This is a genomic window from Kosmotoga arenicorallina S304, assembly GCF_001636545.1.
Classification (GTDB): Bacteria; Thermotogota; Thermotogae; order Petrotogales; family Kosmotogaceae; genus Kosmotoga_B; species Kosmotoga_B arenicorallina.
In genome coordinates this window covers 112,992-139,512 of sequence record NZ_JFHK01000003.1, presented here as the reverse complement: position 1 = coordinate 139,512, position 26,521 = coordinate 112,992, and the positions used below count along the sequence as shown (strand labels likewise).

Below are 26,521 nucleotides of genomic sequence, written 5' to 3'. Positions count from 1 at the left end.
AGTATAGCACAAAGATATTTTCATAAAAAGCTATTGATCATATAATTATAATGTTTTTTCCTGTTCAAATTTGAGAGTGAAGTTACAAAAGTTATATATATGATTAAATCATATATAAACTGCAGATGCTTTTGGCAGTGATTTTTAGATATATATTTCGCAGATTCTAAAGAGTTGCAAAACAAGTGCAGGATACTACGGTACTTACAGTATCCTGAATTCTTCTTCCGATGATAAATTAACGGAGCTTCATAATTGCTGATTCCGCTGCCAGTACTAATGGATATGCAGTAGGTGCAGAAGTTAGTAATGGATGTGTTCCTATCTGCATTGTAACAAGATCATTTGCAGTAACACCCATCTGCAAGCCAAGACCCAGGATATTTATCATTTCTCCAACGCTTTTTCCGCCTGCGATTTGTGCACCAAGTAAAAGTCCGCTTTCCTTTGAAAAAACTAATTTTACATACAGAGGACTTTTATCCGGCAAAGTTCCGGGATGCCTATCGACAGATTTTGCTTCGCCAATAACGCATTCAAACCCTTCTGCACACGCAGTTCTTTCAGTCATTCCAACTGCGCCAAGTGTAAGCCCTTCTATGGAAGTGGAGAAAACACCAAGATTTCCATGGTTTTCACGCACAACCTTTAGATGATAAAGGTTTGCGCCAGCTACTCTCGCATCAAAAACTGCGGTAGAAGCAAGCATTAATCTGCTTGGTTTTCTGGTGAAGAAATCTTTGTGTTCTGCACAATCACCAACTGCGAATACATCTCTTACGCTGGTTCTCATGTATTCATCAACCCAGATTGCTCCACTATAACCCAGATGGATATCAAGATTCTGCACAAGCCCGGTATTTGGTTTGTAACCAGTTGCGAAAATGATCATATCAGCTGGCAGATTTTTACCATCTTCAAATTCAATTCCGGTAACACTTTCGCTACCAAGGATTTTTGAGACACGGATGTTTGTTTTTATTGACGTGCCGTGCTCAGCGAGTTTCTCCTCAGCCACTTTCCCAAATTCTTCATCAAAAGCTGCTGGTAAAAGATGGGGCATTGCTTCAACAATTGCGACTTCCTTTCCCATCTTTCTAATTTCGTCACCCACTTCAATACCAATGAAACCGCCGCCGACAATTACTACTCTTTTTGCACTCTTTGCGAAGTTGAATACTTCTTCCATATATTCCTTATTCTTGGCAATGGTAAATACGCCCTTGAGTTCCTTGCCTTCAATTGGTGGGAGAACGGGCTTTGAACCCGTAGCAAAAACAAGCTTTTCATATTCAATTTTATTCCCTGATTTGATAAGCACTGTTTTTCTTTCAAAATCGACAGCTGTAACTTCATCGATAATAAATTCAACACCAAGATTTTCAGCTGGTTTGATTCCCATAATGTTTGCATCTACTGAGTTAAGCGTCCCAAAAATGTAAGGGATTCCACAGGGAACCAACCCTGTTTTTTCTTTTCTTACAACGGCCACTGTTTTTTCAGGATAAGTTTTTTTGGCAGTAGTTGCCGTAATTATACCTGCAGGACCACCGCCAATGACCAGGATTTCTTTCTTCATCTTTTTTCCCTCCTCTGGATATAACGGTAGAATACTTTTCCGTGGTAACTACACCTCTCAATGTTATGTTTTTCACTTTCAAGCGAAAAAAATCTCTCCAGTGCTTTCTCATCGTATTCAGAGAGCAAAAATTCTTTCAGGTCGTTTTCTGACATAGGGTGGCGCTTGATGATTTCGATAACTGCTTTTATTGCATCATTTTCTGAAGATAAAAAGTTGCTCACGGACAGATTCTCTATGCTCATTGCGCTAAGTAATTTACGCGCATATTCTATCCGGGATTTCTCCGGTATTTCCACCCCCTTTTCTGCTGGGGGCCTTACCGGTACATTTATATATACTCTCTCAGGTGAAATCATTTCGATCCTTCCCTTTAGAGACCTCAATGCCTCTATGGAGTCGTTATAATCCTTGATGAGCATAACTTCCAGCCAGATTTCTCCGTTGAATTTCCGGGAAAAATCGACGATGCCTCTGAAAACTTCTTTATAGCTCAACTCTCTAAAGGGCCTGTTTATTTTTTTGAAGCTCTCCTCATCCCAGGCATCCAAAGTGGGCATGACAATATCGAATCCACTGACTTCTTTTCTGACAGAGCCGTTATAGAGCAAAGAGCCGTTAGTTATCAAAACCAGGGGTTTTCGTGTCAATCTTCTAATACCATCGGTGATTTTATCAATAGGTGTATAAAGTGTTGGTTCACCTTCACCTACGACGGTTATTACATCAAAGCTCTTTTCTCCGTATTTTTTTACGAAGTCTTCAGCTTCTTTTATTATTTCTTCTGGCGGATAAAAAGCGCTCCTCGAATTTGTCATCCTGGTTGTTCTACCAAGCTGGCAATAAATACATGAATAATTACAGGTCTTGAATGGAATGGGGCATATTCCAAGAGACCTGCCGAGCCTTCTTGAAGGCACAACGCCATAAACATGCTTCATTACTGTGCCCTTTAAAAGCCGCGGTCTTTTCCCTGGCCTCTACCTTGGCCTCTGCCTGTACCACGACCCATTCCACGTCCCATGCCTCGCCCAATCCCCCGACCTCTAAGAAGGGGATTTTCAGAATTAGGCCGTATTGCATCTTTGAGGCATACCTCAAAGCATTTCCCACATCTGGTGCAAAGGTTGTTATCTATGTACGCTTTTCCATTACGCATGGTTATTGCCCCTTCAACGGGACAGGCTTTTATGCAAAGCTCACATCCAATACAATCGCTTTCTTTAACCCATGGCATCTCTTTTCCCCCTTTTCAATGAAAGGATGGCCCGGGTTCTATCATTTCTGTCGCGGTACCATCAATCACATTTTTTATGTTTTCTTCAGCTGTGCCGTCCTTTGCAATGTAAACCTTAATACCTGTTTGGTTAATTGCGGTAAAGGCATTTTGGCCAAGGCTTTTAGCTACTAAAATATCAACCCCGTTTTTAGCAAGAGCTTCAACCATTACAGGTCCTGCTCCATGTGCTTGTGTTGCCACGTCTTCAAGAAACTCCGTTGTTTTGCTTTCCACATCGTATATAAGAATAAAAGCTGCTCTCGCAAAACGATCATCAACTTCTGAAGCGAGCGATTTTTCTTTTACGGGAATGGCTATTTTCATTTCTATCTCCTCCTTTGATCAGTGATTATGAAACTTTTCTCTTGGTTCATAGGGAGTGCTCTCAAGATTTCCGGAAAGATAAGAATCAACAATATCTCTAACGGTTCCGGAAGCTCCTCTGACAACGTGAATTCCAAAGCTTTCAAAAAACGCTATTGCACGGGCTCCTATACCTCGTGTAATTAAAACAGTTGCTCCCTTGCTATGAATATAATTTGGTATTTCTCCGGGGCCATGTCTTTCAAAAGGATTTTTCTCAACGGTTGCACCGAGTACTGTGTCACCATCAAGTTCAACAAAGGCGAAATATGGAGCATGTCCAAAATGTTCTGAAATTTCAGCGTCAAAACCATTATCACTCATCACGGGTATTGCCAATTTCATAATTTGCACCTCCTATATAAGATCCAGTAATCTATAGTAAATTTCTTTGATCGCCTTTGCAGCAGCGGAATTCTTGTTCTTTACCACAGGCTCTGCCCTGATAGCTGAGTTCCTTACTTCAGGATCAAAAGGAATATTTCCCAGTATTTCTATCTTCTCTTTATTGCACCAATTGGCTATTTCATCTGTTTTGACAGTATTTAAGTCGAATTTGTTGATAACAATACCAAACTTTCTCATAAAATGGCGGGTGGTCTCGACAATACGCTGAAGGTCGTGCATACCGGAAATTGTTGGTTCTGCTACTATGACCACATAGTTGACGCCGGTAATGGATGAAGAGGCTGCACAACCAATACCGGGGGCACCATCAATAACTACATAGTCATGCTCTTCCTGCTCTGCAACTTTTAATGCGAGTTTTCTCACTTCTGCTATAAGACCACCAGAGGTTTCCTCGCCAGGAGTTAAAAGAGCATGAGATAAAGGAAGCTCACCTGCCTTGGACAAGAAATAGTCTCCTGATTTACTCTCTTTCAAGGTGATTGCTTCCTCAGGGCATGTTAACACACAGGCATTGCAACCTTCGCATGCATAGGGATCAACTCTGTATGGAGTTCCAGGAATAATCGCACTAAATCGACATGTATTCATACATATTCCACATGAGGTACAACGATGACCTTCGATTTCTGCTTTTTTACCACCATAGTATTCATGTGTTTCTTTGAGTTTGGGTTCCATTAGCAAATGAAGATTCGGGGCATCAACATCACAATCAGCCATGACATGATTTTTAAAGAGAAAAGACAATGAGCCAGATAGGGTCGTTTTTCCGGTGCCACCTTTACCGCTGACTACAGCTATTTGCTTCATGCTATCACCCCGGCGATCTTTTCATAAAGCTTTTCAAAGCGTTCAAACCATTCTTTTTTGAGCTCAACGAACAAGGAGCCTCTGGAATATGCAGTCGCAATATCCCTGTCAAAAGGTATTTTTTCGAGTATGGGTATATTTTTTGAAGAAGCATACTCCTCAATCTCAGTGTAGTCATCAGAAGCCCTGTTTATCACTATTCCCATAGGAATGTCCATTTCTTTGACAACTTCAACAGCGAGCCTTAAATCATGAAGTCCAAAGGGGGTCGCTTCTGTTACCATTAGAGCGTAATCCATGCCTCTGAGTGTTTCCACAACCGGGCATGAAGTGCCCGGAGGAGCATCTATAATAACTGTTTTGGTTTCATCGATGTATTTTTTTAATTCTCTTATTATCCTCACACCTGAAGGTTCCCCGATATTTAAAAGGCCTGTACCGAAGGTTAATTTTTCGTGTATTATGCCTGTTTTTACCACGCCAATCTGCTTTTTCAATTCGTAAATAGCCTTTGTGGGACAAGCTATTTTACACGCTCCACACCCATGGCAAAGGTTATCAAAAACAAGAACTCCAGTACTGAAAACAGATATAGCACCAAATTGGCAGACTTTGGCGCATTCTCCGCATAGAATACATTTTTCTTTGTTAACACGAGGAAGAAGTATTTCTACGTCGGTTTCCCCGGTATATTTAACATGAAAAAAGAGATGAGAATTTGGCTCTTCAACATCAGCGTCAAGAAGCTGAACAGGTTTTTTGGCTGCTGTAACCCATGCAAGATTAGTTGCTACAGTGGTTTTTCCCGTTCCGCCTTTTCCGCTCACAACCGCGATTTTCAAAAAATCACCACCTCAATTTATACAAAAGGAAATTCAAGGGTTTCAACATTAAGAGGCGGGAGCGGAGCTCCCGCACAAAGCTTAGGCCTGGCTTATACTACCACCAGCCTCGTCCGTAGCCTCTTCCATATCCCCGGCCAAAACCCCGACCATAGTTGTATCCTCTTCCAAACCATCCGTGTCGCCAGGCAAGTCTGGGTCCCCTCATTCCAAAGAAGCTACGACCGGGCCAAAACCATCGCCTGTTATAACCATAAGCATAAACACCTGTACCGGGTCTGGCACAATATCCCAGACCTCTACCAGTCATTGGACCTTCACCCATGGGACCTGTTCTGTCAAATCCAGGCATATGGTCACCTCCCTTGATTTTTCAATTCATCTATCCTTTTATTGACCTCTGCGAGTTCTCTTTCAAGGTATTTCTTCTCTTCCTCCAGATAAGCTTTGTAATCAAGAAGCATCTGTTCTTCGGTAGCAGGATCTGGTTCATAAGGACCATAACCAAAACCTGGTTCACCGTAATCATAACCTCCCCGACGTGGCCCAAATCCTCTACCGTAGCCCCAGCCATAGCCTGGCCCGAAACCCCTACCATAGCCTCTTCCGCATCCAGACCCAAATCCTCTTCCAAATCCATAAGGCATTCTGATCGCCTCCTCTCATATATATGCAATCCACATATATTATATAACTCTTTTTTTCTCCTGTCAAATTTAAAATAAAGTATATCGTCAACCACAGGAAATGAAAATAATGATTGATTCTTTTGATTTACTTATAGACGAAAACAGTAGCATGGTTTAATGTCGATTTTTTCATTTTTGAAATTGTTTTGTAAAGGCTTTTATCTGGCTTTTATAGATTTCTGGATCGTAACTTTATTTGAGATTTTTTCTTTTCTTAACTCAAAAGACTTTCCCATTTTATTCGATTTAAAGGTGCCGGGAAATATCATTTTTTAGAAGTCATTTGGGGGGGATACCTATGCTCGGAGAACATCTTCACATATCTTCTGAGTTTATGCGTTTATCTGGAAAGGAGCTTTCAGTTTTAAAAGTTATTGTTGAAGCTTTGCCTTATGCGGTATTTGGAGTTTACGAAGGAAGAATAGTTGCGGCAAGCGATAGCATATTGAGGGCAATTGGTGCTGAAGAGTTTAAGGAAATCGAAAACAAGTTTTTGAATGATTTTTTAAGCACACCTATTGAATTACCGGATAGATGCTATGAGCCTTTTGAAGTTGAGTTCAACAGTATGAGAGGAACCACGTTCAAAGGCTCTGTGACAACCGGTGTTATGACGATAGGTGAAAGAAGCGTGCAATTTGTTTTTGTCAGTACTGCTGAGCCCTTTGCTGGAACCAGACCAAGCTGGCAGACCCCGATTTTTGAAGGAGCAACCGAAAGCCTTATGAAAACTTTAAATACCGAGAAACTTTGCAAGACAATCCATCATTACACTGAGAAAATATCAGGTTGCAGAACATCATTTATTTTTGTTCTTGATAGCAGATCGCAGGAACTAAGCTGTTTATCTGCAAGAATAAATGGGAATGAAGTTAGCCCGGAGCATTTCCCTGCAATTTCTCTTTACAAAAATGCAGAGGAAGAAATAGCATATGCTGTACGCACGGGTGAAATAATATATATTCCGGATTGCAACCTGAGTCTTTGTGTTGAAAAAGGCAAAATGGGCATTGTGACCACGGGCTTGAGAAACATTGTTGAAACAGCTTCTTTTAATGGATTCCAAGCACATTCGGTTCTTATCATCCCGCTAAAGATAAGAGATGTAAATGCAGGCGCAATTTTGATACTTTGCAACAAGATCAATGCCATTGAACGTACGGCTGTTTCATTTCTTGAAGTGCTATCAAAATATGTAGCGTACGCACTGAATAACTCACTTGTGCATCAAAAGACAAAAATCATCAATCTAAAATTACAAGAATTACTAAGTAATGAAAAAATGCATGCTAATGGCTATCAACAGTCAATTATAAATTTAGCGGAAATAACCTCTTCTTTTGTAGAAAAAAAAGACCCTTATACTGTAGGACATCAAAAAAGAGTGGCTAAACTTTCAAAAGAAATTGCAAGAGAGCTCGGACTTTCGCCTTCAAAAATAAGGGCTATAGAATTTGCTGCGAGTATCCATGACATTGGCAAGATCGAAATTCCCGAATCGGTTCTTTTGAAATCTGGAAAGTTAAATTCAAAGGAGTTTAATATGATAAAACACCATCCGGAAGTTGGTTATACTATTGCGCATGCCGTTAATTTCCCCTGGTCGGTGGATAATACAATACTTCATCACCACGAACGCCTGAATGGTTCGGGGTATCCTGAAGGACTAAAAGGCAAGAGCATCGAAGAAGAAGCAAAAATTCTTGCCGTTGCTGATGTGATGGAAGCCATGACCCACGATAGACCTTATAGAAAAGCTATGAGCTATGAAGAAGCGCTGAGTGAGATAGAGAAAAAGAGCAATACCCTCTACGAAGGCGAAATCGTAAAAGCATGTGAGAAGCTTTTTGATGAGGGTTTCAAATTTCAGTAGTGCATCAACGAGATATGTCGAAGAGCACACCGCGCCTTGACACGCATTATAGAGAATGCTAAAATCTTCCTGATGGGTGCGTAGCTCAGCGGGAGAGCGCTTCCTTCACACGGAAGAGGTCACAGGTTCGATCCCTGTCGCACCCACCACGAGAAGCCGAAAGGCTTCTTTTTTTTGTGTGTGTTATCATTGATTTAACTGAGGTTTTTATATGGGGGTGTCTTTTTTTGTTTAAAAGAATAAAAGTAGTAGCGCTAATATCTTTGATCATTGTGTTTGCTGTTTACTTTCTTTTGTGGTTAAGTGAATTCAGCAAAACACCAGTCGAGATTCTTTCGGAATATCAGCATTATGTGAAGGATTTTGTAGAATCACGATATGCTTTCAAAGCAGGTTCTCTTATAAATACATACGAATACAACCGCTCCGGTTATGAAAAAATGAGCAATTTCCTCCTGAACGATGTTAAAAAGCTCATATACCAACCAGATGATATATCCTCTGTTTTTGTCGCTTACTACACTTCTGAGCTTGAAAATGTCAATCATGAACTGATCATTCTTTACAATGAAGCCGGACGAAAAGTTTGTGACAGAGTGTATATTGAGGGTAATGATGTACTGGAAGATAAAGACTTAAAAGACACTGGAATAAAGCTTTCGAAAATTGAGGAAATGATTCAGGATGGTTACTTTCCGGTTCTTGTAAAAAGTATAGGAGATGGCTATGAAATTGTTTCAGAACTCAAAAAACCTCGTGTTTACTTTCTCAAGAAGACCTTTTGGGGTTGGAAAATAGATTGGCTAAAATCTATGGAAGACTTGGTTGAAAAAACCGAGCTTTGAATTTCCTGATTAGTGAAAATTCAAAGCTCTTTTATCGTTAGCTTTTGATTCATTTTTTGCTGAACTTGATATTGTAAGTTGTTGGAACCGGCCAGGTAAAGTGGAATTTCAAATCTCCCTTTAAACTCTTTGCAAGACCTTTTTGGACATCTGGAGTGAGAATGCCTGAAAGATTCTGATACACTTCAACTTCCGCTGATTTGATTTTGCTGTCTTTGAAGACTTTTTGGAGATCTTTTAACAACCTCTGGTAAACGATTTTTGGTGCTTCTATTAAGCCGATTCCTTTACAAACAGGGCAATTCGAGTAAATTTTGGATCCTATGGCAGCAGTAGAACGCTTTCTCGTCATTTCGAGAAGCCCTAAACGAGTAAAGCCCATAATATATGATCGTGCTTTGTCCTTTTTTAGTTCTTCGCTTAAACGCTTGAGCACTTCATTGCGTGCTGTGTCTGATTTCATGTCGATAAAGTCTATGACAATTATTCCCCCTATATTTCTCAACCTAAGTTGCCTGGCTATTTCAGAAGCCGCTTCAAGATTTGTTTTTAACGAAGTTTCCGAGACATCATTTCCGGAAGTATCGCTTGCAGAATTAACATCGATAATTGTCATAGCCTCTGTTCTATCGATAATGATGTTTCCGCCGCTTTTGAGATGGACTACCCTTGCATAAAGAACTTTCAGCATTTCATAGATTCCTTCGTGTGAGAAGGCATCTTCTTCAACAAATCTTACAATAGGCTTGAACCCCGTTTTGAATTTACTTATTCCCTGTACTACATCATGCCAAAGGTACTCATTATCCACAACGATTTCCCTTGTGTTTTCTGTTAAGCGCTCCCTGAGAATATATTCTACAAGACTCGGTTCTTCATATAAGAGTTTGGGTTTTCTTCCTCTTTTGAATTGTTGCTCAATTTTTTGCCACAATACTCTGAGCTTTTCCAGCTCTTCCTGAATGGTCTCAGCTGAAACGCCATAAGCGGCTGTTCGAAAAATCAAACCTTCTCCTTCCTTTAGAGCATCACGTGCAATTTTCATGAGTCTGTCACGCTCATCTTTTTCTGTTATCTTCTTGGAAATCCCGATGTGTTTGGAGAAGGGTATGTAAACTATGCTTCTTCCTGGTATGCTGACTTTCAAAGTAACCTGAGGTCCTTTGGAACCAATTGGGTCTTTTTTTACCTGAACCAGGATTTTTTCCCTTTTTCGAGCGTCTGCTTGCCCTGAGAATCTTTGAATCGGAGAAAAGCATTCTTACCAATTCCAATGTTTACAAATGCAGCTTCAAGGCTTGGAACCACACTTTCAACTTTCCCAAGATAAATATTTCCAGTATAACTTTCGTTATCCATTTCTTCAAAGAAGACCTCTTCAAGGGAACCGTTGTCAAGAATTGCTATTCTGACCTCGTCTTCAAGAGAACTGAAGACGATTGACTGGGTTCTTTCTTTCTTTATATTACTTCACCTCCAGGATATCAAAGGACCAGGCGTAAAGCCCGGTCCATTAAACTCATTCAGTCATTTCAATAAGACCAACAGAACCATTTTTTCTTGCATATAGAACGTTTACTTCACCACTTTCCGCATTTCTAAAAACAAAGAATGTGTGCCCGAGCATTTCCATCTGAAGAAGAGCTTCTTCGAGTGTCATTGGCTTGATAAAAAAACGCTTTCTTCTGGTTATCATACTCCCCTCTTCTTCCGCATATTCAGGAACCGATAGTGAATCAGTTATCTCTCTTACACTCAATTTATGTTTTATGGATTTCCTTTCCTTGAATCTCTTTAAACGTTTTTCAAAGGTATCTGCAAGTTTGTCAACGGCTAAGTAAAAATCTGTACCTTTTTCCTCTACTCGAACAACTATCCCCGATAAATGTGCCGTTACTTCCAGTTTGTACTGCCCTCTTTCTTTTAAAATCCTCACGTCCATTGAAATAAACCTGTCCTCACCGAAGATTTTTTCCACTTTGGAGAGTTTCTTTTCAAGGTGTTCACGCATTGTTTCGGTAACAGTGAGTTCTTTCGCGTAAATATTGAACTTCATAAAACCCCTCCTTTCTGAGGTGTAAAGTTCAATAAACACATTTAGTCCGCAAAATTCGAGAGCTCTTCCTTTACGTAAAGCACCTGGTGATTTATCTGTTGCAAGTTACCGGCGGCAATCATATGTACAAGATTACGTGGATATACTGGCATTGAAAGAAGCTCTTCAGGAGACGCCCAAAGCAAGTCAACTAAAATTGGAGGGCCCGGGTTGTCAGGATCCGACCCTAATTTGGCTTTTCCGCTTTCAATCTTACAAAGGAAGAAAAGCTCTAAAAGTCTTTCCTGTACAAACTCTTGAGTATAAACAACATTTTCTACCTTAACTTTCAGGCCAGTTTCTTCGATCATTTCTCGCTGAAGGGCTTGGGATAATGTTTCATCATCTTCAACTCTGCCGCCAGGAAAGCACCAGAAGGGAGGTCGGTTGCTATGAGCATGTTTCACAACCAGGATTTTGCCGTTTTCAACAATCACTCCGCGGACACTAACATAATGTGTTTTCTGGAACATTCAACCACCTCTAAATTAATTATAGCATAGGCTCAGCAGGCTGATATGGCCGGGAAAGACATGAAGTAAACTATCTTTGTGTCATTGACTAAAGGGGTGATACATGAACGTTTCGAGAGCCGAGACACCGAGAGTTAAGAAAATGACATGAATCCATTCAGGATTGTTACGAATTCCTACTAGATCAATCTTCTCGGTTTCTCGGATCTCGAAATATTTTCTATACCCTATACCCCAGACCCGCACTTTATTTCAGATTCAGACACTTCGTTGTCGACCAGGTTGAGAATCTAAATCGCCTGAAATCCAGCAGGAGAAAAAGCAGAAGTTTGGGAATATTGAAGAAAGCCACATATGAGTTGGATACAAATATCTACTAACTCAAGTGTGGAAGGTTCAGTAATATCCAAGAGCTTCTAAAACAAGAGCGGTTGTCATAAATGTTGTCGCAATTTCTTCGCTGTTTCCCCAGCTTCCGTCTTTGTTTTGCTTTGAAAGCAAGAAATCGATAATTTCTTTGGTTATGCTATTATCTGATTCTCCAAGACTTAAAATTATTGCTCCAAGGGCAAGTTGTGTCAATTTTCCTTCGGAAATCGTTCCTTTTTCTTCCTTGTATTTTTCTAGTTTTGATTTCATATATTCAGCGATACTATTTATTGTTTCTTCAGAAACAGGATAACCATACTTCAAAAGGTAATAGCAGCATTCCAACCTTTTCACATTTTCTTCTTTTTCAAGCATGGATAATGCCCTTTTAGTTATCCCTGGAGTAAGTGCAAACTTACCTACGGCTAAGAAGCGTAAAACCTGTATGAAGTCCAAGTCTTCCATGGAAAGTATCTCTGATTCTTTCCTTAAGATAAGCCTGTTAATTTTCAACTCAAACTTCAGGTTTGGCTTGCCCAGGATTTTATAAGCCAGGTTCAGTGACATATATTCACTGAGCAAATCCAAATCATCGAGTTTGAAAAGGTAGTCGTATGAAAGAAATGCGGTTTGTACCTCAATATTTTTGCTCACATATTCGGCAAATTTTGAGGCCATATCTTTTACACGCTCAGCGCCAAAAGCGCTCACGAGCGATTCAATAATCTCATGGCTGACCAAGACATCATCATAAAACCACGTACCGTTCGATTCTTGATTATTCCGCAAAAACGTTATTCCATCGTTAATAGCTTGATCAATATTTATGGCTCCAAAGAATAACGAAGAAAATAGTGCTAATATAACAACCAATGTTTTGGGTTTCATATCATTCAACATCTCCTTTGAATGTTAATGCTCCTCTGGGTCGTAATAAAACAAAGTGTGCGCAGAACTCGTGTCATATTCGGTGAATGACTCATATATAGCTTCAGGTAATATTAAGCTGTTGAAAGTTTCAGTCTGTGTTTTTATAGTACCTGAAGGTAATATGAAAGTCCATGTTACTGAACCACCAACAATATTTGTATAGTCATTCCACACATAGGGTTCAGGGAACAGAGTGAGTATCTTTGTATAAGAAAAGCTTGATGAAGTACCATCATAGTGCCAAGAACCTTGAACATCGGGTGGTTGAAGATAGTAGCCATCTTCATAACCATATATCCAAAAATCAAGTGAGTAATTCAGAACAGTAACACCAGATAAATTACCGACTATTTTGCCTTTATAAGCCATATAATTTACAACAGGGACAAAATATGGAGCATACGCTATAGCGCAGATATCCGCAAAAGATACAGTTGTAATCAACAATACTATAAATAGCACAAACCATTTTTTCAAAAAAGTACCTCCCTTATTAAAAAAACAACTTATAATATATTTCCACTTTGGATTAAAACTCCAAGAGATAAAGATAATCTGAGAAATCGATATAAACATTCTGGTGATAATCGTAAAATATTTTTAACGAATCGTTTTTTTACATCGTTTTATTAACTTAAAGCGCATAATTTGAAACATTGCTTATATATTATAACTATATATTTTTCAATTTTCGAATTTAAATAATGTCTTTTTTTTTTAAATTATCAGCAGATGCCTTTGATTATTCTTTGTTTCCTTTGATTTTTACAGTCAACTTTATTTTTTGTTTTTTTCAATGGATAATAAAATGTCATCATAGCTTTAATAAGGCATTTGTTGTGCAATAACGGGAAGTCGAGACAAAATAACCGAAAATCGAGAAGAAAGGGTTTGGGGTTTAGTAAAAACCAGACCCAAGCCTAATAGTAGGCCATTATTGTCAACTGCATTAGCAGTACAAAGCAACCGCAGAGCGGTTCAAGGCAACTCCGAAGGAGTTCATAACACTGGCGTAGCCAGTCATACCCACGCGCAGCGTGCTTACTCGCTGCGAAGCAGCTCTCGGATTCTCAGATCTCGTTCTATTCCCGTAACTCGCGGCTCTTTACTCGGTATTTAATACCAGACCCTAAACCCGTGCTTCTCACCTTCTCGATTTTCTCGAATCCCCGGTTCTCAATCACCAATGTTATAATGGAAAAAACTTGAGGGGGGATAGTGTGAGGCATTATTCCAGTGTTTCAAGCGTTACGATGATTGGATTGAATGCTTACAGGATAGCAGTAGAAGTTGATGTTGACAAAAAAGCTGTGATTCATGATATTGATATAGTTGGTCTGGGCGATACAGTAGTAAAAGAGAGCAAAAAAAGAGTCAAGAGTGCTCTAAAGAATTCCGGATTTCCCTTCCCAAGAGGAAAAATAACCATAAATCTCGCACCAAGCGATATCAAGAAAGAGGGTTCTTATCTCGATCTTCCTATGGCTGTTGGTATTTTGAAAGCTTCTGACATTGTTCAGAAGGACATTTCGAAGTTTCTTTTCTTTGGTGAGTTGGGCCTAGATGGCACGGTTAGAAAAGTTAGGGGCGTGCTTCCGGCTCTTTTGAAACTTTCTGAAGAAAAGGAAAAACCAACTGTGATACTTCCTGCTTCAAATGAATCTGAGGCTTCAATTCTTAAAAATATAGATGCATACACTGTGAAAAACCTTTCTGAGCTCGTTGCATTCCTCAATGGAAATATAAAAAAGAATCCCATAGCTTATAAGGAACCGGAGCTGAAACATATTGTTGCAGAAGACTTTTCAGACATAAAAGGCCAGGAGTTTGCAAAGCGAGCAGCGGAAGTCGCCGCCGCTGGTGCACACAATTTGCTTCTTAAAGGGTCACCGGGATGTGGCAAGACAATGCTTGCCAGAAGGATACCGGGAATCCTTCCCAGAATGTCTCTTGAAGAAGCCATAGAAACAACAAAGATTTATAGTGTTGCTTCATTGCTTGATGGAAAAGGCCTGGTAATAGAGCGTCCTTTCAGGTCACCACATCATACAGCTTCTACTACGGCTATCATTGGCGGAGGAAGCGAGGCAAAACCCGGTGAAATAAGTCTTGCGCATAATGGTGTATTATTCCTCGATGAGCTTCCAGAATTCAGGCGGGACGTTCTTGAAGCGCTCAGACAGCCACTTGAAGATGGTGATGTAACAATATCCAGGGCCAGACTCACAGTTACATATCCGGCGAGATTCATGCTCGTTGCTGCTCAAAATCCCTGCCCTTGTGGTTGGTATGGGGACAGAAGTCATGAATGCTCGTGCTCCTGGAATGACATCAAGCGGTACAATAAAAAGATTTCAGGCCCGATAGAAGACAGGATAGATATTTTTGTAGATATGCCACGGCTGGAATTTTCTGAATATTCTGAAAAGCGGAAGAGTGAAAGCTCCAAAAACATTCGTGAAAGGGTTGAAAGAGCCAGAGAGCGGCAATACGCGCGCATGAAGGTACTTGGGAAGTACTTCAACAGCCAATTAAACCACAGGGAAATTGAGGAGCTTATCTCCCTGGATTCAACGGGAGCAAAACTTCTGGAATCTGCCGTTGAAAAACTGAGACTCACAGGACGTAGTGTAGATAAAGTTTTGAAAGTATCTTTAACTATTGCTGATTTGGAAGGTTCCGAAAAAGTCCTTCCACGACACATAGCCGAAGCCATTCAATACAGGAAAAAAGAAGTTAACCTCTAAAATAACTCACCGTCAAAAAAATCCTGTAAAATATTTGTGAAATTAATCACATTCCTGAGATCAAGGGATTTCCTGAGATCGAGGGACAGAGAAAATTTGCGAATAATATGATCGTGCTTGATCATAAAATCTGTCCCCGGCTCAGCCGGGGATTTTTTATTTGAGGTGATAGTTGTGAAAACCGAACTTAAAAATTTTATCGATGTTGAAGAAATTCAAAACCATCTTGAAAACACAAAAGAGCCAGAGCCGAAGAAGATTGAAGCCATCGTTCAGCGCTCGCTGGACAAGAACAGGCTTGAACCAGAAGAAGTTGCAACGCTGCTTAACGCAAGTAGTTACGAGGCAAAGGAGCTCATTTTTGAAGGTGCGAAGGAATTAAAACAAAGGATTTATGGGAACAGAATAGTGCTTTTTGCTCCATTGTATATTGGCAATAAGTGTATAAACGATTGTGTATATTGTGGATTCAGATCGAGCAATCGTGAAGTGCTAAGAAAAACACTTTCTATGAATGATTTAGAGACAGAAGCAAAGGCTTTGGTCTCACGTGGGCACAAACGCCTAATCCTTGTTTATGGCGAACATCCCCTTTATAATGCGGACTTCATAGCCGCTACTGTTAGAAAGGTATATTCTGTAAAAGAAGGTAATGGAGAAATCAGAAGGGTTAATATAAACGCAGCTCCTCTTGAAGTAGATGATTACAAAAAAGTCAAGGAAGCTGGAATTGGTACATATCAGATTTTTCAGGAAACCTATCACCCTGAGACGTATAAAAAAATGCATCCCAGAGGTCCAAAGTCGGATTTTTTGTACAGGTTATATGGGCTTGACAGAGCGATGGAGGCAGGTATAGACGACGTTGGAATTGGTGCTTTGTTCGGGCTGTACGACTGGAAATTTGAAGTTATGGGACTGCTATATCATACTATTCATTTAGAAGAGCGATTTGGTGTCGGCCCACATACTATCTCTTTCCCGAGGATAGAGCCAGCTATTGGCACTCCTATCACCGAACAACCACCGTATCAGGTATCAGATGAAGACTTCAAACACCTTGTTGCGGTAATCAGGCTGGCGGTGCCTTATACAGGGTTAATCCTTACCGCTCGTGAACCCATAGAAATAAGAAGAGAAGTGTTAAAACTGGGTGTATCACAAATAGATGCAGGTTCAAATATAGGTGTCGGAGCATATTCCACTGAAGACAAAGAAGCCTATAGGAAATCACAATTTTCCCTTGGTGATACCAGACCACTTGATGTTGTGATAAGAGAGTTGGCCGAAGACGGTTATGTTCCTTCCTTTTGCACGGCTTGTTATCGCCTTGGCAGGACCGGGGAACATTTCATGGAATTCGCTATCCCCGGTTTTGTGAAGAGATTTTGCCAGCCAAATGCCATTCTTACCTTTTTCGAATACCTTAATGATTACGCTTCTTCTGAGACCAGAGAAGCTGGCTTGGAAAGAATCCGGGAGGAAATAAGCAGTATCGATAAGCCTGAAATAAAAGAGACTCTGCTTAAATATTGTGAGAGGTTGGAAAATGGTGAAAGAGATCTTTATTTCTAAAGTGCTTGAATTGCTTAAAGAATATTCTAAAAATGGCTGCAAGTTATGGCTTGCTGAATGTTATGAAAGGCGTTGGGCTTACATAGGTGGCTATGGAAGCGAGTATTTTCTTCCACCAGAAAAAATTATAACCATAGGGAAATTTGCAATCTTTGGGGAGAGGGTAGAGGAAAATGTCAAAATAAATCTATTGAAAGATATCGAAAATTTTTTGGAGGAAAACAATGGATAATAAACGCTTCGAAATTATTAAAGAAATAAAAGAAAAAGGCCTTGAAAAGCTTTTTGCAGTCGCTATAAGAGCTCTTGAAGAAATTCCTCTTTCTAAAGAAGAGATTGTATACCTTCTTACCCTTGAAGAAGGGGAAGAAAGAAGGCTTTTATTCAAATTGGCTAATGCTTTTAGGCATGATTACATGGGGGATATGGTTTTCATAAAGGGCGTGATTGAGTTCTCAAACTATTGCAGAAAAAATTGTGCTTATTGTGGTATCAGGGCTTCAAACAAAGTACACAGATACAGAATGTCACCCGATGAAATTATATCTGTTGCAATAAATATGGCAAAACTCGGTGTTGACACAATAATCCTGCAATCAGGTGAAGATCCCTATTATGACCTCGAGACCCTTGAGCATATAGTATCCACTATAAGAAGCACGACCTATGTTCCGGTTTCGCTTTCAATCGGTGAGCTACCAAAGCCTGCGTATTTAAAACTAAAACACGCAGGAGCTTCAAAGGTCTTGTTGAAACATGAAACCATTAATAAGAAAATATTTGAAGCGGTTCATCCTGATGATGATTACGATGAAAGAATTGATTTGCTCGACTACATTGTTTCATTAGGCTATGTAGGTGGTTCGGGAAATATTATCGGACTTCCAGGGCAAGTTATTGAGGACATTGCAGATGATATTCTCTTTATGAAGCGCATTGGGGTAAAAATGATTGGCTTAGGACCCTTTGTACCAGCGGAAGGCACACCTCTTCAGAAATTTCCACACGGAGACCCCGAACTTACATTGAATACGTATGCTGCAATCAGGCTTACTATGCCTCGTGTTTTCATGCCCGCTACTACCGCGCTTGGAACAATAGACGAAAAGAAACAATTTGAGGCTTTCAATGCTGGCTGCAATGTTATAATGTGCAATTTCACGCCGGAAAAATACAGAAAAGACTATATGATTTACACAGGAAAAGCAAAAGTGGAGTTTTTTCAAACAGCCAAAAGGCTTAAAGAAATGGGCTTCAAATTGAGCGTTAAGATCCTCAGAGAACTTGAGAAACACGAAAAGGAAGTGATGGATCGATGTTGACAACAGGTGGATACAGAAAATATCTCGGTTTTTTTGGGAAGCGGAATGTCGGAAAATCTAGCCTTATAAACAGACTTGTCGGACAGGAAATATCTATCGTAAGCGAACAGCCCGGCACCACAACAGATCCTGTATACAAATCCCTTGAAATACACCCCATAGGACCTGTTACTGTTATAGATACTCCGGGTGTGGATGACGTAGGTGATCTGGGCAACCTGCGCGTAGAAAGGGCAAAAAAGGCTCTATATAAAATTGACCTTGCGATTCTTGTTGTGGATAGTAGCTGGAGCGACTATGAAAAGTGGCTGGTAAATTCCTTTGAAAAGATGGAAATCCCCTTTGTGATAGCCATTAACAAAAGCGATATAGATCTTGATCGTTCCGATTTAATAAAGCGCATAGAAAAATTCCCCCATATATTAGTGTCAGCAAAAACAGGTGAAGGTATAGAAAAACTCAGAGAATCAATCATCAAAGAACTCCCGAAGGAAGAAGAAATCCCTTTGCTCTCTGACCTGATTGATGGTGGCGAAATAGTATTACTGGTTGTCCCGATAGATCTTGGAGCACCGAAAGGTAAGCTCATTATGCCTCAGGTGGAAGCAATCAGGGAAACCCTCGACAGAGAAGCGATTTGCATTGTTGTTAAAGAACGGGAATTAAGATGGACACTTGAGAAACTAAAGACCCCTCCGGCCCTTGTAGTTGCAGATTCGCATCTTATAAGCAGAATAGCTGCTGATGTTCCTGAAGAAATACCTCTTACAACTTTTTCCATTCTTGAAGCCCGCCACAAAGGTGATCTTCTAGAATTGGTAAAGGGGGTAAAGGCAATTGAAAATTTGACACCTGAAAGTAAAGTGGTAATCATGGAAGCCTGCTCTCATATTCCTCTTGTTGAAGACATCGGGCGAGTAAAAATTCCACGATGGCTTACCAATCACATTGGTGGAGGAATAGAGTTTGAAATAAAGTCAGGAAAGGAATTTCCAGAAGACCTCGAAAACGTGGATCTGATTGTACACTGTGGAGGTTGCACCCTCACCCGAGCCATGATGCTACGAAGGCTTAGGGAAGCAAAAAGACGTGGCATTCCTATTTCGAACTACGGCGTGGTAATTTCATATTTACACGGTATCATTAACAGAGTCCTGAAGCCCTTCCCGGAAGTGCAAGCTTTGCTTGAAGAGACCTATAACGCGGGAAAATGACCGAGAACGTGAGACAAAGTTTTTTTCTCGTTCTTTCTCGGTTCTCGGATTCTCGAATCTCGTAACTTTTAAGATGTACAATGGCGGTGATAGCATGAGAGTAGAAAATGATGGCTTAGGAAACATTGAAATACCCGAAGAAGCATATTGGGGAGCACATACGCAAAGGGCGTTGAAGAATTTCCATAATACTGGCGAAAAACTGGATAAAGAATTTATACGTGCCTATGGTTATGTAAAAAAGGCTGCAGCTTCATTAAATGGCAAACTTGGTTTTCTTTCCAGGGAAAAAAGCGATGCCATATGTAAAGCCTGTGATGAGTTGATAAATGGGGCCCTTTCTGGTCAAATTGTCGTCGATCCCCTTTCGGGTGGTGCGGGAACATCAATAAATATGAATATCAACGAGGTTATAGCTAACAGGGCAACGGAAATCCTTGGAGGCAAAAAAGGGGAGTACCTTGTTCATCCCCTTGATGACGTTAACAAATTTCAATCGACGAATGATACCTTCCCTACTGCCGGAAAAATGGCAGTCATTGTTTTGCTAAAAGAACTTGTTTCTACGGTGGAAAGGCTTCAAGCAGTCTTACAGGAAAAAGAAAAAGAATTCTGGAGTGTCATGAAACCAGGAAGGACACAACTTATGGATGCTGTTCCCATTTCTCTGGGGCAGGAATTTGGTGCAATGGCTGAAGCCATTAGCAGGGACCGCTGGAGACTATACAAGGTAGAAGAACGAATTCGCACGGTAAATCTTGGTGGGACAGCTATTGGTACTGGCATAGCGGCTGATAAGAGATTTGTGCTATCGATAGTGAATGAACTCAGGAACATATCAGGAATAAGAGTTGCGAAAGCAGAAAATCTGATCGATGCTACCCAGAATATGGATGTGTTTGCAGAGATTCACGGGTTGTTGAAATCACTTGCGACAAATCTGCTAAAAATCTCCAACGATATACGGCTTCTTGGTAGTGGCCCTAATGCGGGTTTTGGAGAACTTGAATTGCCTAAAGTTCAAGCCGGGAGCTCTATTATGCCGGGCAAAATAAATCCGGTAGTGCCAGAATATTCGATTCAAATGGCAATAAGCGTGTTGGCACATGATGTGGCTGTGAACTTTGCAGTTTCTTCGGGAAACCTCGAGCTAAATCCCTTCGTACCCCTTATAGTCCACTATACATTGAAATCCCTGAGGTTTCTCGCCAATGCTGCCAAAAGCCTTGAAAGATACATACCTGAAATAAAGGCAAACAAAGATAAAGCACAAGAGAATCTTCTTAAAAGTGAAACCGTGTTTACACCAATGATAACAGCCTATGGATACGAGCGTGTTCAAAAGTGGATAAAGAGATCTCATGAAGAGAGAAAAGATATATGGGAAATTGCCGCAGAAGAAACAGAAACTAAAATCTCTGAACTTAAAGCCAAGCTTCTTGGGAAACATAGTACCGGTTTGGGGCTTTGAGAATTGAGAGAGCTGCTTTGCAACAGCTATGCTGAGCTAAAGTAAAGATCGGATTGTGTGTTGTCGGTTGTTGGTTGTGCGTCGTATGGGTTGTGCGTTGTTGGTTGTGGGTTGTATGTAAGTTGAGCATAGCACGAAAAAGCAAGAATAATGAGAACGAAAAAGAAATCTTTGTCTCAGCTCTCGATTCTAAAACCAGCTGCATCGGCAGTTTTATCAAACCAACTTGAAGAATTTTTCGAGAACTCAGAACGGATTTTCGTTTCAAAAAACGATTCCCGCATTTACATAAGGCAAGAATGCTGGTTGATCGCCTGAGAAATCATAAACGACTGCCCCGCCTATTTTTATCTTAAACCACGAAAAACGCCAGCCGATTTCTGGACTGATCATAGACATCAATTTGGCATCAAGGTTTTTGAGAGGTGTTGTTAGCATTAAGCCTCCATTTAGTCTGTAATAGAAATGTTTGAAATATTTATATAACCCCCGAAGACATCAAAGGTAGCAGTAAATATCGATCCCGGAATAATGGGTGGAATAAGGCCAAGCCTTGCGCTAAAGCCAAGACCTCCGGGGAAAATGTGAGACAGTTCAGCGGAAAGCAAATACATAAACCCATCACTGACATTCACTTCAAAAATTCCTGCTCCAAGTGCTGTACTAACCATTAAAAGCAAAAAAAGATTACCACCACTTTTAACATGTTTCCACCTTCTCTCCCATTGCTGATGATATAATAATTCTAATCCTTCAGCAGCAATATTGAAGGAGGGGAATATTGTGGGGCTTGGTTGGCTGGATGTAAAGGAACTCAACTTTAACTGGTTGCTCATGCTTGAAAGAGAGCATGTTCTATGGATTTCCAATGACTGCAAAATTGAAGATGCTTTAGGAACTGCACTTGCAGCAAATCCAGCCATGAAATGGTATTTCTGCAACCTTGTTCCTGAGAGAAGAGAATTTTTTGAAAATATTACCGAGGGGAAAAATCCCTCTCAAAAAGAAGCAAGAAAAGCGGAAATTGCCGTAATGGAAGCCATAAATGACTGGATTGTGTATATCTTCAAGCCAGAACGTTATGATGAGCTCGAATTTTTAAAATGGGATGATTCTGAACTGACTTCGATAGTGGATTTTTCTGGCAAAAGGGTGCTTGATATAGGGGCTGGAACCGGAAGGCTGACCTTTGTAGCGACAAGAAAAGCAAGGGTAGTATATGCTCTTGAACCGGTTACTAACCTCAGGAGATACCTTAAGGAAAAGGCGTTGAAGCTTGGCGTGAATAACTTATATGTATGCGACAGCGTACTTACAGACATTCCTTTTGAAAATGCCTTTTTTGACGTCACTATGGGTGGACATGTTTTTGGCGATGAACCGGAAAAAGAGTATTCTGAGATGCTAAGAGTTACGAAACCCGGAGGCCAGGTCGTTCTATTTCCGGGGAACAACAATAAAGACAACGAGATCCACGAATTCCTCGTTTCGCAAAATTTCAGCTGGAAAATATTTGAAGAACCCGGCGATGGCTTCAAAAGAGCTTACTGGAAAAGAATATAGATTCACTCAATAGTGCAAACCTGAACACCATAGTCAAATTTATCTCCGTGATTCATCCATAGAACGAGTATGTTGTTACCGTATAATGGATACACACCTGCAATTAAAGCAAGGCTACTTTCTTCTAGCCTCAAAAGAGTCGTGATTTCAGAGCCATCTATTTTCATAGCCTTTAACTCAAAACCTTCTCCGAAGACAAACCATTTGCCACCTGGCAAGACAGCGCAAACATAACCATCAAAAAGGGTTTGGTAGGTGCTCAAAGAATCCTTTTGAGCATCGTACACGTTGACCATATTGCTTTCATCTATGAAAAATACCATGTCTGTTCCGGGTATCCATTGAAGTGCTTTGTCTTTATAGCTTGTACCTATATTTCTGTATGAAGCGTCATCTGATTTCAGCAAGTAAATTTTTCCGTAGAGTTCTCTGGCAAGAATGAATTCACCTGAAGAGCTTGACCCGTATAAAGCAACTCCCGTAATAGTAGTGATTGGTTTGTCCTCAACATTCCCATTGTCGGTTATTATTACCCCTTTGCCATCATAGGAATATATGTAAAGTTCGTTATCTGCTGTCCAGTTAAAATTGTACCCCCCGCTGGAAATTATTTCTGTTGCCTTTGAGGGTAAAACTAGCTGTTCAAATTCGTGTTTGGCTAAATTGTAGAGTCTGAATCGTTTATCTGCACTTGTATTGGCTTGAAGTTCTATTAGTAGTTTTTCGCCATCAGGGGACATACTGAACCTGTATCCCGGATACCCTTTATTCATTACATCAAGCCAGATGATCTCGTCTTGAACGAGCTTCGTTGGCTTTTCTATCACATGAAATGACCCGCCTTCTTTAGAAGGTTGTGCACCTGTTTTTGCTTCTCTAACTACCATATTCTCGATTTTCCTCCTGATTTCCTCTTCCCGAGCGAAATAAAAATCATATCCAGTATCAACACCGTAACTCTTGATTGTTTCTATGGCGCTCTCGTGAGCTTCATCAAGTAAACTTAAAAGTTCTTCTTTTCTTTCACGAGTAATGAAATTGCCTTTAGCTACTATCTTTTCAACATCTGGCTCAATATCATCCAAAAATTTCTCCATTACTTTGTTCGCTTCATTTTTAGCTAATGATCTTGTCTCTGCTTCTTTCAGGAAATCTCTAAAGCTTTCACAGAGCTTTAACGCCATTTCAAGATTGCCATTGGTAGCACCAGCTATATAGGGATTATCGAAAGAGAGCGGGTAGGACATTCCTTCTTTCTGAATGCCAGCATTCCTGATAAGAATTCTAATGTAATATGCTCTTTCACCTCTGATAAGATCATCAGGATAGTTTTCAAAGTCCACAATTTTATTGCTAAAATCTCTTATCCTGCCTATCAGATCATGACGATAATCATCCAAAGAAGCCTTTTCGTAGTTTTTCAGAGACTGGGACGCTTCATTTTTCAATTTTTCGTTCTTTTCAATGAGAGCTTTCATATAATTTGAAGTTACCTGAGACTCAGCTAAATTCAATAAAGATACCCCATCGTTTTTTATGCTATTTATTTCGTTGCTAAGCTGTGATAGATCTTCTCGCAGCTGGAGCCAGTTTTGATACTGAGCATCAACGTCTTTCGTTGACAAAGCCAGAAGCTTGAGTTTTTCTTTTGCTGTATCAGGAGTGATCTTTTCATGCCACATATTCACCAACGTTTGACACATGCCTTCAATTCTGTCGGTCCTCCATGCTTCCAGATACCTTACTTCGAGTGAATCAAAATCGTCTGTGAGCCTTTGCAAAAATTCGTTGAATAATTCCACTTTTTCTTGTTGAAAAACAAGATAGGCTTCTAAATAGATTTTGGTTTTGGCATTTTTTTCTTCTAAAAGATAAGTCCAGTCGGAAAGGGGGCTTTCCCAGTTCATCAATGCTTGCAGCCTGTTCAACAATGAGTTTCTTAAAGATTGTATAGAATTAATGCCGTCAACAAGGAGATTTTCACCTGATTCGTTTGTATAGTAATATTTTGGTACGTTATCAAAGAGTGTTAAAAGTTCTTCCCACAACTTATTCGTTGAATCTAAAAGATTTTGAATCAGCTGGTTTTCTTCATAAAAAAGGGCAAGCAGGTTTTCTACAATCCAGCTACCATGCTCAAGCAAAAAGACGCTTGGAGAATTTGAATAAAGGTTTGCAACAAAACTTTTTCCAAATCCATTATTTTCATTGCTGAAAGCGTTGATCATCTGGGTAAAGCTAACACTTACCGTATATTGCGGAACATATTGGCCTGTTTTGTTGTGGTAGAGCTTCTTGAAATCTTCTATTTTTCTATTCATTGTGCTATCTATATTTCTTATTTCATTTCCAATATCCACTGAGCTCACAGTATTAAAAAATTGCTTTTTGAAGGTACTCTGCGCGTCTTTTATTTTCAGTTCAAATTTAGCGTAGCGATCACTTACAGCGGCAATGTACTTATCGACCTTTTTCACAACTTCTTTTTTTCTGTTGCTGTATTCATCATAAGAGAGTTCACCTTTCTCGTATTGCGCCTTTAGAGATTCCAATATCTTGTTCTTTGCCAGAGCAACAGATGAAGAGTACAGGCTAATCACCTGTTGTGCTTCAGCTTTATAAGCCCCCAATGAAATCTCGTCATTTTCCAGTTTTGCGAAAAGCTCTTCGATAAGTTGCTCGGATTTATCGGGGAAAGGGATGATTTCTCCCGGCAAAGAGGAATTCATTGTTTCCAGTTGTTTTTCAATGGATTCAACGGTACTGATTTCTAACGCAGGATCTTCCTTGCTAATAGTTTTCTGGATTTTCTCAGTGATTTCTTCAGGAATTATTTCTTCTTTTGTTGTTATCGATTTCGTTGAATTATGTGGTTTCATATCTGGAAGTTGTTTATTCAACGATTGTTTTTTCTTTTCGAGGAAATAAGCCTTATCAAAATAGCACCTGTTTATTTCAGATTCATCGTTTCCGACTAGTTCTCTAATTTGCTTTATAAAAAAGATTTCGTTTGTCGCGAGATCATTGAACATAAGCTGGAAATCTGCAACATTGTAGTATTTTACGAAAAGTTCTACGATAAGAGAAGGTGTTTCAATAAGGTTTTTCAGAATACCTTCTGCCTTGTTTTTGACGGTTTCTTCTATTGCATCTTTTGTCAACTCGCCACCTTTGTTCAAAATTACAAGTTTAAGTCTTTCAGTTAGTTTGCTCTTAAGCTTTTCTTTTAAGTCATCAGAAGCTTTTGTGAGTACCTTATCGAGGAGTTTTTTCTCTTCAGAATTTTGAAAGGGTTCAACGAAATACGTTTTCCACCAGTAATTTGCGATTTTGTCAGTGGCACCATAATTGTTTTTGCAGTAGTCAATAAAGGTTACTTTGTATGTCGAGTCTATCAGCTGAAGAATCGCGTTTTTGATAACACCGCCGAAATCTCCCTCAAGCAGCGGCTCGAGAATGCTTCTCCAATTTGAAAGCACGTCATTAATAACCTTTGTCGCAGTTTCCAGAGAGCCCTTTAAGCTCTCGGATACAACGTAGTCAATAGAATTGTACAGGTTTGATTCTACAAGAGCAACCAACTGCTTGTTCTCCATGAGTTTTGCTTTCTGGTATTCCAGTTGTAGTTTAACAAGTTCTTCTTGGGAAGCTCCTCTGCTTCTCGCTTCGTTGATTTTCTTGACTTTCTCTGCTACGTCACTTTGAAAACGCTTCAAAAGCGGATCTTTAGAATATAAAGCATCATAAAAATAATCACTTCCTGATTTGAAAAGCCCGGTGTGGTCGATAAGATTTTGAAGTGCTCTGGAATAAGCTTTGTTGAGCTCGCTAATTGAACTAATTTGATGTTCCAAAGCATTGGTTGGTTCTGAAAGAGCAACGAGAGAAAGTAGAATAAAAAACCACATGGCAAAATATTTTTTCACGATATATTCCTCCTAAAACAACTTTAAAAGCTTTCTGAAATTGTATCACTTGTGCCGTGTAAATCCTAAGCAGTTTATACAGCCAAATAAAAAACAAGGCCAAATGGGAGTATCTGTGCAAAAACTGTATAATTGTTTTGAAAAA

At 39.9% G+C, this 26,521-nt stretch carries 27 protein-coding genes and 1 tRNA gene; 10 read left to right on the top strand and 18 right to left on the bottom strand.

Going from position 1 to position 26,521, the window contains the following annotated elements; genetic code table 11:
• Window positions 1-238: 238 nt before the first annotated feature.
• The 9 genes from AT15_RS02290 to AT15_RS02250 form a co-directional block, all read right to left on the bottom strand.
• On the bottom strand, window positions 239-1,579 hold the full coding sequence (locus AT15_RS02290; protein ID WP_068345955.1) for an FAD-dependent oxidoreductase: 1,341 nt from the start codon (window positions 1,577-1,579) through the stop codon (window positions 239-241).
• Window positions 1,576-2,520, bottom strand: coding sequence for a radical SAM protein (locus AT15_RS02285; RefSeq protein WP_068345954.1), 945 nt, complete (start codon window positions 2,518-2,520; stop codon window positions 1,576-1,578). Before AT15_RS02285 ends, AT15_RS02290 begins: the two co-directional genes overlap by 4 nt.
• Before the next feature lie 11 nt (window positions 2,521-2,531).
• Complete coding sequence (locus AT15_RS02280; protein WP_068345951.1) at window positions 2,532-2,816, bottom strand: DUF362 domain-containing protein; 285 nt, start codon at window positions 2,814-2,816, stop codon at window positions 2,532-2,534.
• 15 nt (window positions 2,817-2,831) lie between these two features.
• Window positions 2,832-3,182: a NifB/NifX family molybdenum-iron cluster-binding protein gene (locus AT15_RS02275; protein WP_068345949.1), complete on the bottom strand. Its 351-nt coding sequence runs from the start codon at window positions 3,180-3,182 to the stop codon at window positions 2,832-2,834.
• An 18-nt stretch (window positions 3,183-3,200) separates the two neighbouring features.
• The gene (locus AT15_RS02270) at window positions 3,201-3,566 is read right to left on the bottom strand and encodes a NifB/NifX family molybdenum-iron cluster-binding protein (RefSeq protein ID WP_068345948.1); all 366 of its coding nucleotides are present in this window, start codon (window positions 3,564-3,566) and stop codon (window positions 3,201-3,203) included.
• A 12-nt stretch (window positions 3,567-3,578) separates the two neighbouring features.
• Window positions 3,579-4,442 (bottom strand): ATP-binding protein, encoded by an 864-nt coding sequence (locus AT15_RS02265; protein WP_068345946.1) that lies wholly within the window; start codon window positions 4,440-4,442, stop codon window positions 3,579-3,581.
• Entirely contained in the window at window positions 4,439-5,284 is an 846-nt protein-coding gene (locus tag AT15_RS02260; protein WP_068345943.1) for an ATP-binding protein, read from the bottom strand. The genes AT15_RS02265 and AT15_RS02260 overlap by 4 nt, the downstream gene beginning before the upstream one ends.
• Window positions 5,285-5,381: 97 nt before the next feature.
• Window positions 5,382-5,636 (bottom strand): DUF5320 domain-containing protein, encoded by a 255-nt coding sequence (locus AT15_RS02255; RefSeq protein WP_068345941.1) that lies wholly within the window; start codon window positions 5,634-5,636, stop codon window positions 5,382-5,384.
• Between the two features lie 4 nt (window positions 5,637-5,640).
• Window positions 5,641-5,931, bottom strand: coding sequence for a DUF5320 domain-containing protein (locus tag AT15_RS02250; protein ID WP_068345939.1), 291 nt, complete (start codon window positions 5,929-5,931; stop codon window positions 5,641-5,643).
• Between the two features lie 340 nt (window positions 5,932-6,271).
• On the opposite strand from AT15_RS02250, the gene AT15_RS02245 reads away from it, so the two are divergent.
• From AT15_RS02245 to AT15_RS02235, 3 genes are all read left to right on the top strand, one after another.
• Complete coding sequence (locus AT15_RS02245; protein ID WP_068345937.1) at window positions 6,272-7,846, top strand: HD-GYP domain-containing protein; 1,575 nt, start codon at window positions 6,272-6,274, stop codon at window positions 7,844-7,846.
• Window positions 7,847-7,920: 74 nt separating this feature from the next.
• Window positions 7,921-7,995, top strand: a tRNA-Val gene (locus tag AT15_RS02240).
• A gap of 78 nt (window positions 7,996-8,073) precedes the next feature.
• A complete protein-coding gene (locus AT15_RS02235) occupies window positions 8,074-8,691 on the top strand; it encodes a hypothetical protein (protein WP_068345936.1) in 618 nt (205 codons plus the stop codon).
• 49 nt (window positions 8,692-8,740) lie between these two features.
• Here the strand turns inward: AT15_RS02235 and AT15_RS02230 are convergent, their stop codons facing one another.
• The 6 genes from AT15_RS02230 to AT15_RS02210 all read right to left on the bottom strand — a co-directional run bounded on the left by AT15_RS02230 (window position 8,741) and on the right by AT15_RS02210 (window position 13,035).
• Complete coding sequence (locus AT15_RS02230) at window positions 8,741-9,865, bottom strand: Rne/Rng family ribonuclease (protein WP_235598483.1); 1,125 nt, start codon at window positions 9,863-9,865, stop codon at window positions 8,741-8,743.
• Between the two features lie 11 nt (window positions 9,866-9,876).
• The gene (locus AT15_RS10365) at window positions 9,877-10,050 is read right to left on the bottom strand and encodes a S1 domain-containing protein (RefSeq protein WP_235598479.1); all 174 of its coding nucleotides are present in this window, start codon (window positions 10,048-10,050) and stop codon (window positions 9,877-9,879) included.
• Between the two features lie 160 nt (window positions 10,051-10,210).
• Entirely contained in the window at window positions 10,211-10,747 is a 537-nt protein-coding gene (gene hpf, locus AT15_RS02225; protein ID WP_068345933.1) for a ribosome hibernation-promoting factor, HPF/YfiA family, read from the bottom strand.
• A 41-nt stretch (window positions 10,748-10,788) separates the two neighbouring features.
• Window positions 10,789-11,259, bottom strand: coding sequence for an NUDIX domain-containing protein (locus AT15_RS02220; protein ID WP_068345932.1), 471 nt, complete (start codon window positions 11,257-11,259; stop codon window positions 10,789-10,791).
• A gap of 396 nt (window positions 11,260-11,655) precedes the next feature.
• Window positions 11,656-12,516, bottom strand: coding sequence for a prenyltransferase/squalene oxidase repeat-containing protein (locus AT15_RS02215; RefSeq protein ID WP_068345931.1), 861 nt, complete (start codon window positions 12,514-12,516; stop codon window positions 11,656-11,658).
• Between the two features lie 24 nt (window positions 12,517-12,540).
• Window positions 12,541-13,035, bottom strand: a complete 495-nt coding sequence (locus AT15_RS02210) for a hypothetical protein (protein WP_068345930.1) — start codon at window positions 13,033-13,035, stop codon at window positions 12,541-12,543.
• A 776-nt stretch (window positions 13,036-13,811) separates the two neighbouring features.
• Between AT15_RS02210 and AT15_RS02205 the strand changes: the two genes are divergently transcribed.
• The 6 genes from AT15_RS02205 to AT15_RS02180 all read left to right on the top strand — a co-directional run bounded on the left by AT15_RS02205 (window position 13,812) and on the right by AT15_RS02180 (window position 20,887).
• A complete protein-coding gene (locus AT15_RS02205) occupies window positions 13,812-15,305 on the top strand; it encodes a YifB family Mg chelatase-like AAA ATPase (RefSeq protein WP_068346061.1) in 1,494 nt (497 codons plus the stop codon).
• Between the two features lie 168 nt (window positions 15,306-15,473).
• Window positions 15,474-16,880 carry a [FeFe] hydrogenase H-cluster radical SAM maturase HydG gene (hydG, locus tag AT15_RS02200; RefSeq protein WP_068346058.1) on the top strand — a complete coding sequence of 469 codons (1,407 nt, stop codon included), beginning with the start codon at window positions 15,474-15,476 and terminating at the stop codon, window positions 16,878-16,880.
• Window positions 16,855-17,112 (top strand): hypothetical protein, encoded by a 258-nt coding sequence (locus AT15_RS02195; protein WP_068345929.1) that lies wholly within the window; start codon window positions 16,855-16,857, stop codon window positions 17,110-17,112. Before hydG ends, AT15_RS02195 begins: the two co-directional genes overlap by 26 nt.
• Window positions 17,105-18,202, top strand: coding sequence for a [FeFe] hydrogenase H-cluster radical SAM maturase HydE (hydE, locus tag AT15_RS02190; RefSeq protein ID WP_068345928.1), 1,098 nt, complete (start codon window positions 17,105-17,107; stop codon window positions 18,200-18,202). Before AT15_RS02195 ends, hydE begins: the two co-directional genes overlap by 8 nt.
• Complete coding sequence (gene hydF, locus AT15_RS02185) at window positions 18,196-19,416, top strand: [FeFe] hydrogenase H-cluster maturation GTPase HydF (RefSeq protein ID WP_068345927.1); 1,221 nt, start codon at window positions 18,196-18,198, stop codon at window positions 19,414-19,416. Before hydE ends, hydF begins: the two co-directional genes overlap by 7 nt.
• Before the next feature lie 94 nt (window positions 19,417-19,510).
• Window positions 19,511-20,887: an aspartate ammonia-lyase gene (locus tag AT15_RS02180; RefSeq protein ID WP_068345925.1), complete on the top strand. Its 1,377-nt coding sequence runs from the start codon at window positions 19,511-19,513 to the stop codon at window positions 20,885-20,887.
• A 264-nt stretch (window positions 20,888-21,151) separates the two neighbouring features.
• Here the strand turns inward: AT15_RS02180 and AT15_RS10255 are convergent, their stop codons facing one another.
• Window positions 21,152-21,325, bottom strand: a complete 174-nt coding sequence (locus AT15_RS10255) for a hypothetical protein (RefSeq protein ID WP_161484644.1) — start codon at window positions 21,323-21,325, stop codon at window positions 21,152-21,154.
• An 11-nt stretch (window positions 21,326-21,336) separates the two neighbouring features.
• A complete protein-coding gene (locus tag AT15_RS02175) occupies window positions 21,337-21,567 on the bottom strand; it encodes a hypothetical protein (protein ID WP_068345923.1) in 231 nt (76 codons plus the stop codon).
• 103 nt (window positions 21,568-21,670) lie between these two features.
• On the opposite strand from AT15_RS02175, the gene AT15_RS02170 reads away from it, so the two are divergent.
• Entirely contained in the window at window positions 21,671-22,450 is a 780-nt protein-coding gene (locus tag AT15_RS02170; protein ID WP_068345921.1) for a class I SAM-dependent methyltransferase, read from the top strand.
• Window positions 22,451-22,452: 2 nt separating this feature from the next.
• On the opposite strand, the gene AT15_RS02165 is transcribed toward AT15_RS02170, so the two are convergent.
• On the bottom strand, window positions 22,453-26,376 hold the full coding sequence (locus AT15_RS02165) for an AAA family ATPase (protein WP_084251400.1): 3,924 nt from the start codon (window positions 26,374-26,376) through the stop codon (window positions 22,453-22,455).
• Window positions 26,377-26,521: the final 145 nt, after the last annotated feature.